This is a genomic window from Sphingomonas oryzagri (assembly GCF_029906645.1).
Lineage (GTDB): Bacteria > Pseudomonadota > Alphaproteobacteria > Sphingomonadales > Sphingomonadaceae > Solisphingomonas > Solisphingomonas oryzagri.
The window spans coordinates 194,474-209,914 of the sequence record NZ_JARYGZ010000002.1 but is presented as its reverse complement, the minus strand read 5'-3'; the positions used below and the strand labels follow the sequence as shown (position 1 = coordinate 209,914).

At 66.9% G+C, this 15,441-nt stretch carries 16 protein-coding genes; 10 read left to right on the top strand and 6 right to left on the bottom strand.

The genetic code is table 11. The annotated features are described in order from the left end of the window. Positions 1 to 16: 16 nt before the first annotated feature. A complete protein-coding gene (locus tag QGN17_RS15060; protein WP_281045414.1) occupies positions 17 to 1,603 on the top strand; it encodes a glycosyltransferase family 39 protein in 1,587 nt (528 codons plus the stop codon). Here the strand turns inward: QGN17_RS15060 and QGN17_RS15055 are convergent. Next, a complete protein-coding gene (locus QGN17_RS15055) occupies positions 1,565 to 2,788 on the bottom strand; it encodes an argininosuccinate synthase (protein WP_022689813.1) in 1,224 nt (407 codons plus the stop codon). The two genes, QGN17_RS15060 and QGN17_RS15055, sit on opposite strands and share 39 nt — an antisense overlap. An 88-nt stretch (positions 2,789 to 2,876) precedes the next feature. Here QGN17_RS15055 and QGN17_RS15050 point away from each other — a divergent pair, with 88 nt between their 5' ends. After that, positions 2,877 to 3,305: a hypothetical protein gene (locus tag QGN17_RS15050; protein WP_281045413.1), complete on the top strand. Its 429-nt coding sequence runs from the start codon at positions 2,877 to 2,879 to the stop codon at positions 3,303 to 3,305. Positions 3,306 to 3,438: 133 nt separating this feature from the next. Here QGN17_RS15050 and QGN17_RS15045 read toward each other — a convergent pair whose 3' ends face one another. Genes QGN17_RS15045 through QGN17_RS15035 form a run of 3 tightly spaced genes read right to left on the bottom strand, consistent with a single transcriptional unit; the run spans position 3,439 to position 7,010 of the window. Further along, positions 3,439 to 4,662 (bottom strand): SAM-dependent methyltransferase, encoded by a 1,224-nt coding sequence (locus tag QGN17_RS15045; RefSeq protein ID WP_281045412.1) that lies wholly within the window; start codon positions 4,660 to 4,662, stop codon positions 3,439 to 3,441. A gap of 39 nt (positions 4,663 to 4,701) precedes the next feature. After that, the gene (gene rlmN, locus QGN17_RS15040; protein ID WP_281045411.1) at positions 4,702 to 5,907 is read right to left on the bottom strand and encodes a 23S rRNA (adenine(2503)-C(2))-methyltransferase RlmN; all 1,206 of its coding nucleotides are present in this window, start codon (positions 5,905 to 5,907) and stop codon (positions 4,702 to 4,704) included. A gap of 41 nt (positions 5,908 to 5,948) precedes the next feature. Next, on the bottom strand, positions 5,949 to 7,010 hold the full coding sequence (locus QGN17_RS15035) for an FUSC family protein (protein ID WP_281045410.1): 1,062 nt from the start codon (positions 7,008 to 7,010) through the stop codon (positions 5,949 to 5,951). A gap of 97 nt (positions 7,011 to 7,107) precedes the next feature. Between QGN17_RS15035 and QGN17_RS15030 the strand changes: the two genes are divergently transcribed. Continuing rightward, the gene (locus tag QGN17_RS15030) at positions 7,108 to 7,239 is read left to right on the top strand and encodes a hypothetical protein (RefSeq protein ID WP_281045409.1); all 132 of its coding nucleotides are present in this window, start codon (positions 7,108 to 7,110) and stop codon (positions 7,237 to 7,239) included. Positions 7,240 to 7,362: 123 nt separating this feature from the next. Next, positions 7,363 to 7,518: a hypothetical protein gene (locus QGN17_RS15025; protein ID WP_022689819.1), complete on the top strand. Its 156-nt coding sequence runs from the start codon at positions 7,363 to 7,365 to the stop codon at positions 7,516 to 7,518. An 85-nt stretch (positions 7,519 to 7,603) separates the two neighbouring features. On the opposite strand, the gene QGN17_RS15020 is transcribed toward QGN17_RS15025, so the two are convergent. Both QGN17_RS15020 and QGN17_RS20895 read right to left on the bottom strand, forming a co-directional pair. Then, positions 7,604 to 10,096 carry a TonB-dependent receptor gene (locus QGN17_RS15020; RefSeq protein WP_281045408.1) on the bottom strand — a complete coding sequence of 831 codons (2,493 nt, stop codon included), beginning with the start codon at positions 10,094 to 10,096 and terminating at the stop codon, positions 7,604 to 7,606. A 124-nt stretch (positions 10,097 to 10,220) separates the two neighbouring features. After that, positions 10,221 to 10,490 carry a hypothetical protein gene (locus QGN17_RS20895; protein WP_313790163.1) on the bottom strand — a complete coding sequence of 90 codons (270 nt, stop codon included), beginning with the start codon at positions 10,488 to 10,490 and terminating at the stop codon, positions 10,221 to 10,223. A gap of 405 nt (positions 10,491 to 10,895) precedes the next feature. Here QGN17_RS20895 and QGN17_RS15010 point away from each other — a divergent pair, with 405 nt between their 5' ends. The 6 genes from QGN17_RS15010 (at position 10,896) to QGN17_RS14985 (ending at position 15,436) form a co-directional block, all read left to right on the top strand. Further along, positions 10,896 to 11,399, top strand: coding sequence for an outer membrane protein (locus QGN17_RS15010; RefSeq protein ID WP_281045407.1), 504 nt, complete (start codon positions 10,896 to 10,898; stop codon positions 11,397 to 11,399). Between the two features lie 129 nt (positions 11,400 to 11,528). After that, the gene (gene dnaN, locus QGN17_RS15005) at positions 11,529 to 12,647 is read left to right on the top strand and encodes a DNA polymerase III subunit beta (protein ID WP_281045406.1); all 1,119 of its coding nucleotides are present in this window, start codon (positions 11,529 to 11,531) and stop codon (positions 12,645 to 12,647) included. 158 nt (positions 12,648 to 12,805) lie between these two features. After that, positions 12,806 to 13,258, top strand: coding sequence for a MarR family winged helix-turn-helix transcriptional regulator (locus QGN17_RS15000; RefSeq protein ID WP_281045405.1), 453 nt, complete (start codon positions 12,806 to 12,808; stop codon positions 13,256 to 13,258). Positions 13,259 to 13,282: 24 nt separating this feature from the next. Further along, on the top strand, positions 13,283 to 13,849 hold the full coding sequence (locus tag QGN17_RS14995; protein WP_281045404.1) for an isochorismatase family cysteine hydrolase: 567 nt from the start codon (positions 13,283 to 13,285) through the stop codon (positions 13,847 to 13,849). Between the two features lies 1 nt (position 13,850). Beyond that, positions 13,851 to 14,180, top strand: a complete 330-nt coding sequence (locus QGN17_RS14990; RefSeq protein ID WP_281045403.1) for a hypothetical protein — start codon at positions 13,851 to 13,853, stop codon at positions 14,178 to 14,180. Positions 14,181 to 14,185: 5 nt separating this feature from the next. Next, positions 14,186 to 15,436, top strand: a complete 1,251-nt coding sequence (locus QGN17_RS14985; RefSeq protein ID WP_281045763.1) for an MFS transporter — start codon at positions 14,186 to 14,188, stop codon at positions 15,434 to 15,436. Positions 15,437 to 15,441: the final 5 nt, after the last annotated feature.

Here is a 15,441-nt window from a genome sequence, read left to right as displayed (position 1 = left end):
GGCGGGGACTTGGCGTATGGCGGCAACGGTTTCGGAACGGCGCGGGGCGGAAATCGCGGCGATCGTGGCGGTGGTGGCGATCGTCACCGGCGCCTTGCTGCGCTTCCATGGCGCAGCGACCGATCCGCTGTGGCTGGACGAGGCCTATTCGGCTTTCGCCGGCGATCACCCCTTCGGTTTCATCTGGCGGATGGTGCCGCAGTACGAGACGCACCCGCCGGTCTATTATTCGATGGTGCGGCTGTGGGGCCTGCTGACCGGCCATAGCCTGATCGCGCGGCGGATGCTGGGGCTGCTGTGCGGGCTGGCGACGATCGCGGTCGCGGGAATGGTTGCGGGCCGGCTGGGACGGCAGACCCGCATGTCGGCGCGGGAGCGCGGCTGGCTGATCGCGGCGATGCTGATCCTCGTCTCGCTCCAGCCTTTGCTGATCGCGATGAGCCGGCAGGTGCGACCCTATCCGGTGATGATCCTCGTCTATGGGTTGAGCCTGCTGCCGCTGCTGCGACTGGTGAAGGACGACGCGATGCGTCGCCCGCTCGATCGCCTGTCGATCATCGGCTTTTTCGTCTGCGAGGCGCTGATGCTGTGGCTGCACAGCCTCGGGCCGCTGTTCGGGCTGACGATGACGCTGGCGCTGGTCGTGGCGGTGCTGGGGCCGAACCTGAAGCGTGGCGACTGGGCGTGGCTGGTCGGTGGGCAGGTGGCGGTCGGGCTGCTGTACCTGCCGGCCTTCCTGATCATGCTCCATCAGGCGCGGACATGGGTGCAGACCGGCTGGGTGGTGTTCGATGCACCCGCCGTGCCGATCACGGTCGCGCAGATCTGGCTCAACTGGAACCTGTGGGCCTGCCTGATCGGGCTGGGACTGGCGGCGGCGGGCGGCGCGCTGCTGATGCGGCGGGTCGGCGGGGTGCGGGTGCTCGGCGTCCTGCTGCTGATGGCGGTGCTGCCGGTGGCGCTCTCGATCCTGCTGTCGGCGACGGTCTCGCCGGTGTTCCTGGCCCGCACGCTGAGCCCGACGGCCGTGCCGGCGCTGCTGCTGGTGAGCCTCGGCCTCGCCTGGCCGGGACGGGGGGCGTGGGTCGCGCTCGCCGGTTTCGTGCTGGTCGTCGGTGCGACGTCGGCCATCGATCGCGAGGAGGCGCGGCGCGGGCCTCCGCAGGACTGGTACGGGGCGATCGAATGGCTGGAGCCGCGCATGGCGCCGGGCGATGTCGTCTGGGCCTATCCCAACGAGGGGGCGCTGCCGCTGGCCTACGCGCTGCAGGACCAGCGGCGCGCGCTGCCGTGGCGGCAGGTGCCGGCGCCGATGCCCGCGCTGGTGGTGCCGGGCTTCCACCCGACCGGCAGCATGGGCGCGGTGTCGCTCTATCCCGCGCAGATCGATGGGCTGATGCGCACCAGCGAGGCGACGCGCCCGCCGACCATCTGGCTGCTGCGCCTCAGCCCCGAACTCTACGACAAGGGCGATGTCATGCTCCACGCGCTCGAACGCGAGCGCGTGGAGGTGGGAACGTTCCGCTCGCGCCAGATCGACCTGATCGGTCTCCGGCGGCTGGATTTACCGCCCGTCGCGGCGGCCCAGCAAACGCAGCCGTAGCGCGTTCAGCTTGATGAAGCCCGCCGCGTCGCGCTGGTCGTAGGCGCCGGCATCGTCCTCGAAGGTGACGACCTTCTCCGAATAGAGCGTGTTGGGCGACTTGCGGCCGACCACCGAGACGGAGCCCTTGTAGAGCTTGAGGCGGACGGTGCCCGCCACCTTCTCCTGCGAATGGTCGATCGCGGCCTGCAACATCTCGCGCTCGGGCGAGAACCAGAAGCCGTTATAGACGAGCTCCGCATAACGGATCGCCAACTCGTCCTTCAGGTGCGCGGCGCCGCGATCGAGCGTGATCTGCTCGATGCCGCGATGCGCGGCGTGGTAGATGGTGCCGCCCGGCGTCTCGTACATGCCGCGCGACTTCATGCCGACGAAGCGGTTCTCGACCAGATCGAGCCGGCCGATGCCGTGGGTCTTGCCCAGATCGTTGAGCTTCGCGAGCAGGGTCGCGGGCGATACCGCCTCGCCGTTCAGCGCCACGCCGTCGCCACGCTCGAAATCGATGGTGATATATTCGGGCGTATCGGGCGCGGTCTCGGGATCGTTGGTGCGCGAATAGACGTAGTTCGGTACCTCTTCCCACGGATCCTCCAGCACCTTGCCCTCGGACGAGGTGTGCAGGAGGTTCGCGTCGGTGGAGAAGGGCGATTCGCCGCGCTTGTCCTTGGGCACCGGAATCTGGTGCTTCTCGGCATATTCGATCAGCTTCGTGCGGCTGGTGAGATCCCACTCGCGCCACGGCGCGATCACCTTGATGTCGGGCTGGAGCGCGTAATAGCCGAGCTCGAAGCGGACCTGATCGTTGCCCTTGCCGGTGGCGCCGTGGCTGACGGCATCGGCACCGACCAGCTTGGCGATCTCGATCTGGCGCTTGGCGATCAGCGGCCGGGCGATCGAGGTGCCGAGCAGGTAGAGCCCCTCATAGAGCGCGTTGGCGCGCATCATCGGGAAGACATAGTCCTTCACGAACTCCTCGCGGAGATCGTCGATGAAGATATGCTCGGGCTTCACGCCCATCAGCTCGGCCTTGGCGCGCGCCGGCTCCAGCTCCTCGCCCTGGCCGAGATCGGCGGTGAAGGTGACGACCTCGCAATTGTAGGTCTCCTTCAGCCATTTGAGGATGACGCTGGTGTCGAGGCCGCCCGAATAGGCGAGGACGACGCGGTTGACCGCGGGCTGCGTCATGATGGCTGATTCCTTTGAAGGGTTGGGGGTTACCGGACGCGCGCGCCTGTGCCATCGCAAGGCCGCTGGTTCAACCCGGAGTGTCACGATGCGGAAATGCCTGGGCCTGTTGCCCGTCCTGCTGCTCGCCGGCCCGGCGCTCGCCGATCCGCCGCCGGTGCAGCGCGCCGACGTCCAGCGCCGGGCGGAGAGCGAGTTCGACAAGGCCGACGCCAACCATGACGGCATCCTGACGCGCGACGAATATCACGCCGCGCTGGCGCGAATCGTCAAGGCGAAGGGCGGCACGCCGACGGCGACGGGCTGGGCGAAGGTCGATGCGCAATTCGATGCCGTCGATCAGGCGCATACCGGGCGCATCCCGCGCGGCAATTTCGTGGCGGCGGCGCTCGCCCATTTCGACGGGGCGGACCTCAACCACGACGGCACCGTGACGCCGGACGAGGCGCGCAAGGCGCAGAGCATCAAGCGGAAGATGGCGAAGGAGCAGGACAAGGCGGCGCGGGCGGCGCATTAAATCCTCCCCATCGCAGATGGGGAGGGGGACCATCCGAAGGATGGTGGAGGGGAGATGCGCGGCACTTGCCCCTCCACCACCAGCCTTCGGCTGGCGGTCCCCCTCCCCACGCCGCGCGCAGGGAGGATGAGGATCAGCCCTTCGCCAGCAGGGCCTTCTCGGTCTCCGCGATATAATCGCGCGTCAGCGGCAGCGCGTGGCGATCCTTCACATATTGCAGCTGGAAGTTCACCATGTCGGCCTGCGTGAACGCGGTCAGCGCACCGGCGAGGTAGAAGCGCCACATGCGGTAGAATCGCTCGTCGTAAAGCGCGACGATCTGCTCCTTCGCGGCGCCGGCGCGATCGTACCAATGCTGAATGGTGTAGCCGTAATGGAGGCGCAGTACCTCGACGTCGCTCAGCATCAGATGCTCGCGCTCGCTTGCCGCGACCGTTTCGGACAGCGCCGGGATATAGCCGCCGGGGAAGATGTATTTCGCCGTGAAGCTGTCGGTGTAGCTCGGCGGCCCCATGCGGCCGATCGTGTGGATCAGCGCGACGCCGTCGTCGGCCAGCAGATCTCGCACCTTGGCGAAATATTCGCGGAACGACGGCGCGCCGACATGCTCGAACATGCCGACCGAGACGATCCGATCGAACCTGCCGGTGAGCGTGCGATAGTCGATCAGCTCGAATTTCACGCGATCGGCGACGCCAGCCTCCGCAGCACGGCGCTTCGCGACCTTGAGCTGTTCCTCGCTGAGCGTGATGCCCAGCACGTCGACGTCCGCGACCCGGTTCAGGTAGAGCGCCATGCCGCCCCAGCCGCAGCCGATGTCGAGCACGCGCTGGCCGGGCTTCAGGTTCAGCTTGGCGGCGATGTGCGCCTTCTTCGCCAGCTGCGCGCGATCGAGGTCGCGATCCTCGTTCTCGGGCGTGAAGTAGGCGCAGCTATATTGTTTGTCGCGATCGAGGAAGAGATCGTAGAGCCGATCGCTGAGGTCGTAATGATGCGCGACGTTGCGCTTCGACTGGACCAGCGAGTTGAACCGGCCGAGCTTCGTCAGCCACGGATGCTCGCCGACGCCGAGGCCGTCGTCGACCGCCGATTCCCAGCGCGCATTGAACCGGAACAGATCGACGAAGGCGAGGATGTCGTCGCCCTCGACGTCCAGCCGCCCGTCCATATAGGCTTCGGGAAAGCCCAGCGTCGGGCGCCGCATGACGTCGAGCGGCACGCGCTTGTCGTGGAAGGTCAGGCGGACCGGGCGACGCTCAGGGTCGGGCGCGCCATAATGGTGCACCTTGCCCTCGGCGTCGGTGATGATCAGCTCGCCCTGTTTGACGATACGGCGAAGCAACGGATCGAGTAGCATTACAGAACTGTTAGGCGGTCGCCCCGCCCCCGATCAAGCCTAACCGAGCGCCGCCTGCTTTTCTTCCGCCAGCCGATCCAGCTCGGCGCGGCTGCGCTTCTCGGCCGAGGTCTTGAGCTGGCCGCACGCCGCATCGATGTCGCGCCCGCGCGGCGTGCGCACCGGTGCCGAGATGCCGGCCTCGAACACGATGTTCGAGAAGCTGCGGATGCGATCCGGCGTCGAACATTCGTAGGGCGCCCCCGGCCACGGATTGAACGGGATCAGGTTCACCTTGGCGGGCAGCTTGTATTTGCGGATCAGGCGGACCAGCTCGCGCGCATCGGCGTCGCTGTCGTTCTTGTCCTTGAGCATCACATATTCGAAGGTGATACGGCGCGCATTGTTGGCGCCGGGATAATCGGCGCAGGCCTGCAGCAGCTCCTCGATGCCGTACTTCTTGTTGATCGGCACGATCTCGTCGCGCACGTCCTTGGTGACGGCGTGGAGCGATACCGCGAGGTTGACGCCGATCTCCTTGCCGGCGCGCTCCATCATCGGGACGACGCCCGAGGTGGAAAGCGTGATCCGTCGCTTCGACAGCGCGAGGCCGTCGCCGTCCATCACGATCGCCAGCGCATCGCGCACCGCGTCGAAATTGTAGAGCGGCTCGCCCATGCCCATCATCACGATGTTGGTGAGCATCCGCCCCTCGGGCTGACTCGGCCACTCGCCGAGGCTGTCGCGCGCCAGCATCACCTGGCCGACGATCTCGCCCGGCGTCAGGTTGCGGACGAGGCGCATCGTGCCGGTGTGGCAGAATCGGCAGTTGAGCGTGCAGCCGACCTGCGAGGACACGCAGAGCGTGCCGCGATCGGCGTCGGGAATGAACACCATTTCGAAATCGTGGCCGTCGGTGGAGCGCAGCAGCCACTTGCGCGTGCCGTCGTTGGAGACCTGCGCCTCGACGACTTCGGGGCGATCCACCGTGAATCGCTCGGCGAGCCACGGATGTTGCGCCTTGGCGATGTCGGTCATCGTCGCGAACGCGGTGGCGCCGCGATTGTAGATCCAGTGCCACAGCTGCTTGGCGCGTAGCTTGGCCTGCTTCGGCTCCATGCCGGCGGCTTCCAGTTCGCCCCGGATCTGATCACGGGTGAGGCCGACGAGGCTGCGGCGGCCGTCGGCGCTGGCCGGCTCGGCACGCGGCACGGGCACGGGATCGACGTGGCCGGGAATCGGCATCAGGTTCGGAGCGGTCTGCATGACCGCGCACATAAGGGAAACGGCGCGATTTTTCCAGACGCTCAGAGGTCGCCGAGCATACCGGCTTCCGGCTCGACTTTCTTCGGGCGTCCGGGGTCGGCGAAATGCCAGAGCAGCAGCACCGGCTCCAGCACCGCCATGCCGATGAAGATGCCCGCCAGCCGTTCCCAGGCGGGCGCCAGATGCGCCTGCGCATAGCTGTCCGGCACCAGGATGATAAGGATCGCCAGCACGAACTGGGTGCCGACGTACGCGATCGGCCTTCCGCTATTCTCGATATGCCGGCCGATCGCGACACCCAGGATCGTGCCGAGGATCAGCACCGGCGCCCATCCCTGCGCGACGAACAGGAAGAGCGCGGCAAGCACGGCGCCGGCGCTGCAGCCAATAAAGCGATAGAGGATGCGGCGGTTGACCAGCCCGAAACCGGCCGCGCCGAGGCTGGAGACCGGCACCAGCATCACCGCCATGATCGTGATCGCGCTCTGCGCCAGAGCGGGCAGTTCGAGGAATTGGCTGAGGCCGCTCAGCAGTACCAGCGCGGCGGAGCCCTGCGCGGCGTGGCGAAGGGCGGGCGGATGCCAGCCGCCCGCCAGCGGCTTGGCGCGTGCCGCCGGCCAGCGCCGCCGCAGCGTGAGCGTCGAGGCGAGGCTGACGACCATGCAGGCGACGGTGCCGGCCACCACCTCCAGCACCCGCGTTTCGACGAAGCCGAGCAGCGGGTGGGCGGGATGCTCCACCTTGTCGAGCACCACCATCACGAAGGTGAGGCCGAAGAACAGCCAGGCATAGGCCCGCTTCGCCGTGATCGCGCCATAGAGGCTGGCGGTGCAGACGGCGGCGAGGGCGATCGCCTGTGCAGGCCAGAAGGGCAGCAGCCAGGGCGTCGCCACCAGCGCAAGCAGGCCGCCGACGACGGTACCGACGATGCGCAGGATCCCGCGCACCACGGTTTCGTCGGCATGACCGCGCATCACCATATAGCCCGAAAACGCCGCCCAGGAGACGTTGGCGGCGTGGAGCAGATGCGCGAACAGGATCGCCAGCAATACCGAGGCGACGACCTCCGCTTCGTCGATCGTGCGTGCGTCGATCCGGTCCATGCCCGGTCAGTGGCAGAGCCGTTCGACCATGGGAAGGCCATGGCTCGACCAATGTCCGGCTAAACTGTCCGGCGCGGTTGCCGTAACAGGAATCAGCATGGACCAGACATCCGCCCCGATCGTGTCGCTCAGCCTGAAGCGGGCCTTCGCCCAGCCGGCGGGCCAGGCACTGCCGCGCGAGTTCCTGGCGATGCTGGTCGCGCTCGATCGCGCCAAGCAAGGCCGCTGAAATCCTTAATGAATCTTAACGGATTTCGCCGAACCGACTCGAAAATGCCGCGACCTGAATCGCGTCGTTCTGGCGGCGTACAGCATCCCTAATCTATGTATCGCGCATCCCGATTGGAGCGTGATGCCCGTGTATTTCGATCGCAGCCTCGAACTGGCGCGGATGACCGACGATCAGCTGTGGAAGGCGCTCGACGAGGCGCTGGCGCAAGAGGATTCCAAGCTGGTCTGGCGGCTCGTCGACGAGCTGGAGCGCCGCAACGGGCGCGTCGAGCTCTGAGAGAAAAAAGGGGCGCGCCGTCGAGCGGTTGGCGCGCCCCTCACAGGCCGAGCGGGGCTTGGCTGGCCTGTAACCGAAAGCGGGATCAGAATTTCAGCGACGCCTCCACGCCAAAGGTGCGCGGCGCGTTGAAGTTGCCGTAATCGCCCATGATGTTGTTGAGGCTGGCCGAGACCGCATTGGTGGTCGGCGCGCCCGGCAGGCTGTTCGACGGATCGCGGCGGTAGACGTAGGCGGTGTCGAACAGGTTGCGTACCCAGATGCCCGCGGTCAGCTTGCTGCGGCCCTGGCCCATATCGATGTCGGTGAGTGCCAGGCGGGCGTTGACGATGAACGACGCGTCGTTCTTGGTCGCGAACTGGTCGAAGGTCTGCGTCGCCTGGGCGTAATTGCCGTCGATGTGGAAGCGCAGCTGGCTGTCCGCGCTCACCATCGGCATCGGTAGGGCATAGTCGATCGATCCGCTCGCAGCGTTGCGCGGGGTGAAGACGATGTAGAAGCGCTGCAGCGTCGTGTAGCTGACGCCGCCGGCATTCACCGTGATCGGCACCAGCGGGATCTTCGTATAGGTGTAGGCGTAGGAGGCGCTGAGCGTCAGGCGCTCGACCGGCTGCAGGGTCAGCTCGGCCTCGATGCCCCGGATCTTGGTGGTGCCCGGCGCATTGATCGTGACGAGGTTGTTGAAGCTGCTCGATCCGACGAACTGGATCGAGCTGATGTCCACCTGGCTGTCCTTGCGGTCCATGACGAAGCCGGCGAGGTTGAAGCGGCCGCGGCGGTCCCAGAAATCGGTCTTCAGGCCGATCTCGTAGGATTTCACGTCTTCCGGATCGAACGCCTGGTAGTTGGACGTGCGCGAGCTGGCGCCGCCCGCGCGATAGCCGGTCGCATATTTGGCGTAGACATGGACATCGCGGCTGACGTCGTAGGCGACCGTCACCATCGGATTGAAGCGATTCCACGATTCGCGCAGCGGCTCATACCCGTTCACGCCCGCGACCGGGGCGACGTTGCGCGAGAGCAGCAGCTCGCCGCGCTTGCGATCGTGGGTGTAGCGGCCGCCGGCGGTCAGGTGGAGCGCGTCGGTCAGGTGCCAGGTCGCCTGGCCGTAGACGGCGTAGCTCTTCGAATTGACCTTCGAGGCGCGGTCGATGGACTGGCAGCCGGGCTGTGATCCGGCGGGTGTCGTGCCGTTGAAGAAGCACGGATCGAGGACTTCGTAATTGTAGCCGCTGGTCTGGCCTGCGGTGGTATAGCCGGTGATCCGCATGGACGCCGGCGTGGCGGCGTCGTCGCTCACATGCTCGTTGAAATAATAGAGGCCGGCCACGTAATCGACCCGGCCGAGCGAACCGACCGCCTGCAATTCCTGGCTGAACTGGCGCTGGCGCAGGTTGGCGAGGCTGTAGCGGCTGAAGTTGCAGGCGGTGGCGCCGGTGCAGCCGGGTGCCACGACCGGCGGGCGGTGCGCGCCGCCGCTATTGTCCCACTGCGCGACATCGACGCCGCGCCACGCGGTGATCGATCGCAGCTCCAGTTCGGGCGCGACCTTCCACTTGAAATTGTTGGTGAAGCCGTGGGTCTTGTCGACGCTGGGCTGCTGCGGCACGCCGATGTCGGCGACCGTCATGCGGTCCTTCCCCTCGACGACCACGCCGGGCAGGGTCGGGCGCGGCGCGCCGGTGAGCGTATCGTACTGGGTGCCGGGCAGCACGCAGTTCGGCGAGGCGGACTGCGGCCCGGCGACGCAGTTGTTCGGGTTGTAGTTGAGCAGCTGGCTGTAGAAGGGCGAGTTGGAATCGCGGCTGACATCGACCGAGAAATCGTTGGTGATGCCGTCGACCGGCTTCCAGCGGACGGCGCCGCGAATGCCCTTGCGGTCGTAATAGTTCCAGCCCGTCTGGCCGGTGAGCGGGTTCCTGGTGGTCGCGTCCTGGTGCTGGAGTACGCCGTCGAGTTTGAAGGAGAAGCCGTGCACCTCGGGCAGATCGAGGTGCAACTCGGCATTGTGCGACCCGTAATTGCCGATGCCGCCCGACACGCGGCCCTCGAACTTGCCGCTCGGCGCCTTGCTGACGATGCTGAGCGCGCCGCCTTCGGTGTTGCGGCCGAACAGGGTGCCCTGCGGACCCTTCAGCACCTCGATCCGCTCGACGTCGAACAGGGCGGCATTGAGGCCGTGCTGGCGGCCCATATAGACGCCGTCGATATAGACGCCGACGCCCTGCTCGCGCGCAGGCTGGTTGGCGTCGAGCGGTACGATGCCACGAATACCGATGGTGAGCGCGGACTGGCGCGCCTCGAACGTGGCGACGCGCAGGCCGGGCACCGCGCCGTCGGCGAAATCGAGCAGGCTCTGGACGTGGCGATCCTTCAGGGCCTGGGCATTGACCACCGAGATGGCGATCGGGGTGCTCTGCAGGTTGGTCTCGCGCTTCATCGCGGTGACGACGATGTCGCCCAGGCCGTCGCCCGCCACTTCGGCGGGAGCGGGAGCGGTGTGCGTCTGGGCGTGGGCCTGCGTGGCGAGCGCAAGCGAGAGCACGGCTGCCGAGGCGGCCGGAAAACAAGTTCGCATGAAGGTCGGTCCCCTTGGGCGGGCGCTGGTTTAGCCCGGTCGGACGCCGGTTAAGACGCCCGGCTTTCAGTTCGGGGACGGTTCCGAGATGCTCTACGTCGGGACTGTAACGAAATGTGTCCGCTCAGCGCAGCGGGCAGGCGAGCATCGCCGCGTCGATCGCGCTCGCGGCGCCGCGCAGGCGATAGGCGTCGGCGAAGGCGTTGCCGTTGGCGCCCACCGCGCTGACGCTCATCGAGCTGCCCGATCGCATCGCCGCGACGATCGCCGCATCCTGCCGGCGGTCGTGCGCCCAGGCGCTCTGGCCGCGCACGATAAGGGGGAAGGCCGAGTCGCCGATGCTGAGCGTCACCCGGCTGCCGTCGCCGGTCGGATGGCTGAGCCGGATCGCCACCTGCGCGCGGATTCTCCTTCCCGGCCAGCTCCCCACTGATGCAAAAGCGCCACGCCCGGCGTTCGCACTTGCGGGGGGTGGCTCGGAGATCGCGTAGCATCGCGCCGGCGCTTCCGCAGACCCTTCGCGAAACGCGCCCCAGCTGCGGAAAACGGCCAGAGATGTACGGTCCGTCGCTGCCCATGCACGTCCTGCCGGAAACAGCGCCAATCCGATCAGGATCAGCCGGGTGGGCCGCCATGGACCGATTTCAACCTTTGCGCCCAGCTTTCCACCCCTGCGTTGCGGCACTGCAACAGTCCCCGTTACGTTTATGTGACGTTCATGTTGCGGCGCCCAATGGCCCCGCCGCGATCCACGGCATCCCCCTCAATTAGCCGGGACGCAAGCGTAAGGAGTAAGTTTATGCGTATTCTTCTCGCCGCCGTCGCGGCCCTGGCCGTTGCCGCCCCCGCCTTCGCGCAGGACGCCGCCCCGTTCACCGGTGCGCGCCTCGGCGTCACCCTCGGCTATGACAAGACCCATGGCCAGGACGGCTTCACCTATGGCGGCGCCTTCGGCTACGATTACGCCGTGACGCCGAAGATCACGCTCGGCGGCGAAGCGACCTTCGAGGATTCGACCACCAAGGGCCTCGGCTTCCACGCCTCGCGCGACGTCGCGATCTCGGCGCGCGCCGGCTACGTGCTGACGCCGAAGATCCTGGCCTTTGCCAAGGTCGGCTACGACACGACCCGCATCGAGTTCCAGGGCGATCACACCAACCTCGAGGGCGTTCGCTACGGCGGCGGCCTGGAATATTCGGTGACGCCGCGCACCTACATCTCGGCCGAATATCGCCGGACCGAGTATGAGGACAATTTCGGTGGTCGCGATGCCGCGATCTTCGGCGCGGGCTTCCGCTTCTGATCGGTTGACCGACCGAAACGGAACGACCGGGGGTCGGCGGAGCAATCCGCCGGCCCCTTTCTTAATGGCTGGCGGCGCGCGAAGGCCGCGCTATAACCACTCTCCAATCAGCGCTTAAGCGGGGACGGAATGAAGGCGACGATCGAGCGGGCAACGCTTCTCAAGGGGCTGAGCCATGTCCAGTCCGTGGTGGAGCGGCGCAACACCATACCGATCCTGTCGAACGTCCTGATCGAAGCGGCGACGGGCGGCGGGCTCAAGCTGATGGCGACCGATCTCGACCTGCAGATCGTCGAGACTGTCGATGCCGCGGTGGACGTAGCCGGTGCGACCACGGTCTCGGCCCACACCCTCTTCGACATCGTGCGCAAGCTGCCGGAGGGATCGCAGGTCCAGCTCTCGGCCGCCGAGGGCAAGATGCTGGTGACGGCGGGCCGTGCGCGCTTCAACCTCGCGACGCTGCCGCGTGACGACTTCCCGGTGATCGCCGAGGGTGACCTGCCGACCAGGTTCGATCTTCCGGCGGCGACGCTGCGCCAGATCATCGACAAGACCCGCTTTGCGATCTCCACCGAAGAGACGCGCTATTATCTGAACGGCATCTACATCCATGCCGCCGACGAGGGCGCGGACGGCGCGGTGCTGAAGGCGGCGGCCACCGATGGTCACCGGCTCGCACGCGTGACGGTGGCGCAGCCCGAGGGTGCGGCGGGGATGCCGGGCGTGATCATCCCGCGCAAGTGCGTCGGCGAACTGCGCAAGCTGCTCGACGAGGTGGACGGCTCGGTCGAGGTGTCGCTGTCCGGTACCAAGATCCGCTTCGGCCTCGGCACCGCCATCCTCACCTCGAAGCTGATCGATGGCACCTTTCCCGATTATTCGCGCGTCATCCCGACGGGCAACGACAAGCTGCTCAAGATCGATCCGAAGAGCTTCATGGAGGGCGTCGACCGCGTCGCCACCATCGCGTCCGAAAAGACGCGCGCGGTGAAGATGACGCTCGATCGCGACAAGATCACGCTGTCGGTCACCTCGCCGGAGAACGGCACGGCGGCCGAGGAAGTGCCGGGCCTCTATGCCTCGATGGGCTTCGATATCGGCTTCAACGCCCGCTATCTGATGGACATTCTCGGCCAGATCGAGAGCGACGAGGTGGAGGTCCACCTCGCCGACGCCGCTGCGCCGACGCTGATCCGCGAGGGCGACAAGGCCCCGGCGCTCTATGTGCTGATGCCGATGCGCGTCTGAGGCGCTCGCGCCCGATATCGTACGACGGACGGGACGGCGGAGGGCACCGGAAGGGGTGTCCTCCGCCGTTGTCGTTTCAGCATGTGCGCCGATGACACACGCACTTCTTATATGAAGTTCAACTTTACAGTTAGGCTTCATATGACTACGGAAGCTGCATGGAAGATGCGGTTTCCGGCCATGCGACGCGCCCCAGCGACGGTCTCGCCCACGACCTTCGTCGTTTCGGGGGGAAGCTGAAGCGGCGTCTTCGCGCGCAGGCGAATATCGGCGACCTCACGCCGTCGCAGGTCGCGGTGTTGCTCCGGCTGGAACAGGATGGTCCCCTGACCACGTCGGCGCTCGCACGGGGCGAGGGGATGCGGCCCCAATCGATGGGGGCGATCATCGTCGCGCTGGAAGGCGCCGGCCTCGTCGCAGGCCAGCCGGACCCTTCGGATGGCCGGCAGACGCTGCTTTCGCTGACCGACCAGTGCCGGACATGGATGGCCGAGGGGCGCGCCGTCCGACAGGACTGGCTGGCACGCCTGATCGACGCGCGCCTGTCTCCTGACGAGCAGGCCCGGCTCGTCGCGGTGATACCCCTTCTCCAACGTCTCGTGGAAAACTGAACCCTCTCCGCGAAGGAGCGATCCATGCCGTTGACCGACCTCGATACCCATACCGCGCTGCTTGTCGTGGATCTCCAGAAGGGGATCGTCGGCGCGCCGCTCGTCGATCCGATCGACGCCGTGGTGGAGCGTGCCGCCGCCCTCGTCCTGGCGTTTCGTGCGCATCGTCTGCCGGTGGTGCTGATCAACGTGGCGGGCGTCGCGCCCGGCCGTACCGAGCAGCCGCGGCGTTTCGTCGGGGATCTGCCGCCGGGTTTCGCGGACCTGATACCGGAACTCGATCGCCAGCCGGGCGACATCGTCGTGACCAAGCAGACCTGGGGCGCCTTCGCCAGCACCGATATCGAAGCGCGCCTCCGGGCGATTGGCGTCACTCAGGTGGTGGTGATCGGTGTGGCCACCGGCACCGGCGTCGAATCGACCGCACGCCAGGCGTATGAGGCGGGCTTCAACGTCACGCTCGCGATCGACGCGATGACCGATACCCGCGCCGAGGCCCATGCCTACAGCATCGGCCATGTTTTTCCGCGCCTTGGCGAGACGGGCACCGCGCAGGACGTCATCGATCTGCTCGCGCAAAGGGACGCCTGACATGACCTGGCTCCATCTTCTGTCCTGGTTCTTCGGCGGGCTGTTCCTGATGAACGCGGTTCCGCATGTCGTCAGCGGCGCGACCGGACGACCGTTCCAAAGCCCGTTCGCCACGCCGCCGGGCGAGGGTCTGTCGTCGTCGACCGTCAACATGCTGTGGGGGCTGTTCAATCTCGCGGTGGCTTATGGGCTGATCTGCCACGTCGGCGCGTTCGATCCGCGCGCCCTGCCGGACGCAGCGGCGACCGGACTGGGGATGGTGGCTATCGGCCTGTTCTCGGCCCGTCATTTCGGCCGCTTCCATGGCGGTGATGTCGTGGAGACGCCGTGAGCGGCATGGGTGCCTTCCGGTCACTGCGCAGCACCAACTATCGCATCTGGGCGGCCGGGGCATTCGTGTCCAACATCGGCACCTGGGTGCAGCGCACCGCGCAGGACTGGCTGGTTCTCACCACGCTCACCCACCACAGCGCATCGACGGTCGGCATCGTCATGGGCCTGCAGTTCGGGCCGCAATTGCTGTTCCTGCCGTGGACGGGGCTGGCTGCGGACCGGCTCAACCAGCGCAAGCTGCTGATCGCGACGCAGGGCGCGATGGCGGTGCTGGCGCTGGCACTCGGGCTGCTGACCGTCACCGGCGTCGTGCAATTATGGCAGGTCTATCTCTTCGCGTTCCTGTTCGGCACCGCGGCCGCGTTCGACGCGCCGGTTCGCCAGACGTTCGTTGCGGAACTGGTCGGCGACGCCGACCTCGCCAATGCGGTCGCGCTCAATTCAACCTCGTTCAATGCCGCCCGCATGATCGGGCCGGCCGTATCGGGATTGGCCATCGCCACCGTCGGCACGGGCTGGGCCTTCCTAGGCAACGGCCTGTCCTTCGTCGCGGTGCTGATCTCGCTGCTGCTGCTGCGCGCCGGGGATCTGCACGCCAACCCCCGCGCGGCGCGCAAGCGGGGAGGGTTGACCGAGGGGTTCCGCTACGTCTGGGCGCGGCGGGATCTGCAGGCGATCCTGGTGATGCTGTTCCTGGTCGGCACCTTCGGTCTCAACTTCCCGATCTTCATCTCGACGATGGCGGTGAGCGTTTTCCACGTCGATGCGCGCGGCTACGGTCTGCTTTCCTCGATCATGGCGATCGGGACGATGAGCGGTGCGCTGCTCAACGCGCATCGCGACCTGCCGCGATTCGAGGCACTGGCCGGTGGCGCCGCCGTCTTCGGGATCGGCTGCGCGTTGGCGGCGATCGCGCCGGGTTACTGGCTGTTCGCCGCCGCTCTGGTGGTGATCGGTATCGCGGCGCTGACCTTCACCAATACCAGCAACAGCCTGATGCAGCTTTCCACCGAGCCGGCGATGCGCGGCCGGGTGATGGCGTTGCGCATCGGGGTCGCGCTGGGCGGCACGCCGATCGGGGCACCGATCGCCGGTTTCGTGGCGGATCATTTCGGCCCGCGCTGGTCCCTGGGGGTGGGGGCCGGATCGGGCGTCGCGGCGGCCGTGGTAGGCGCCTACACGCTGGCCAAGGGCATCCACCGCGATGCTCTGCACCATCGACGTCGGCCAGCGGATCAGCCACTTCGCCCTTGAAGCGC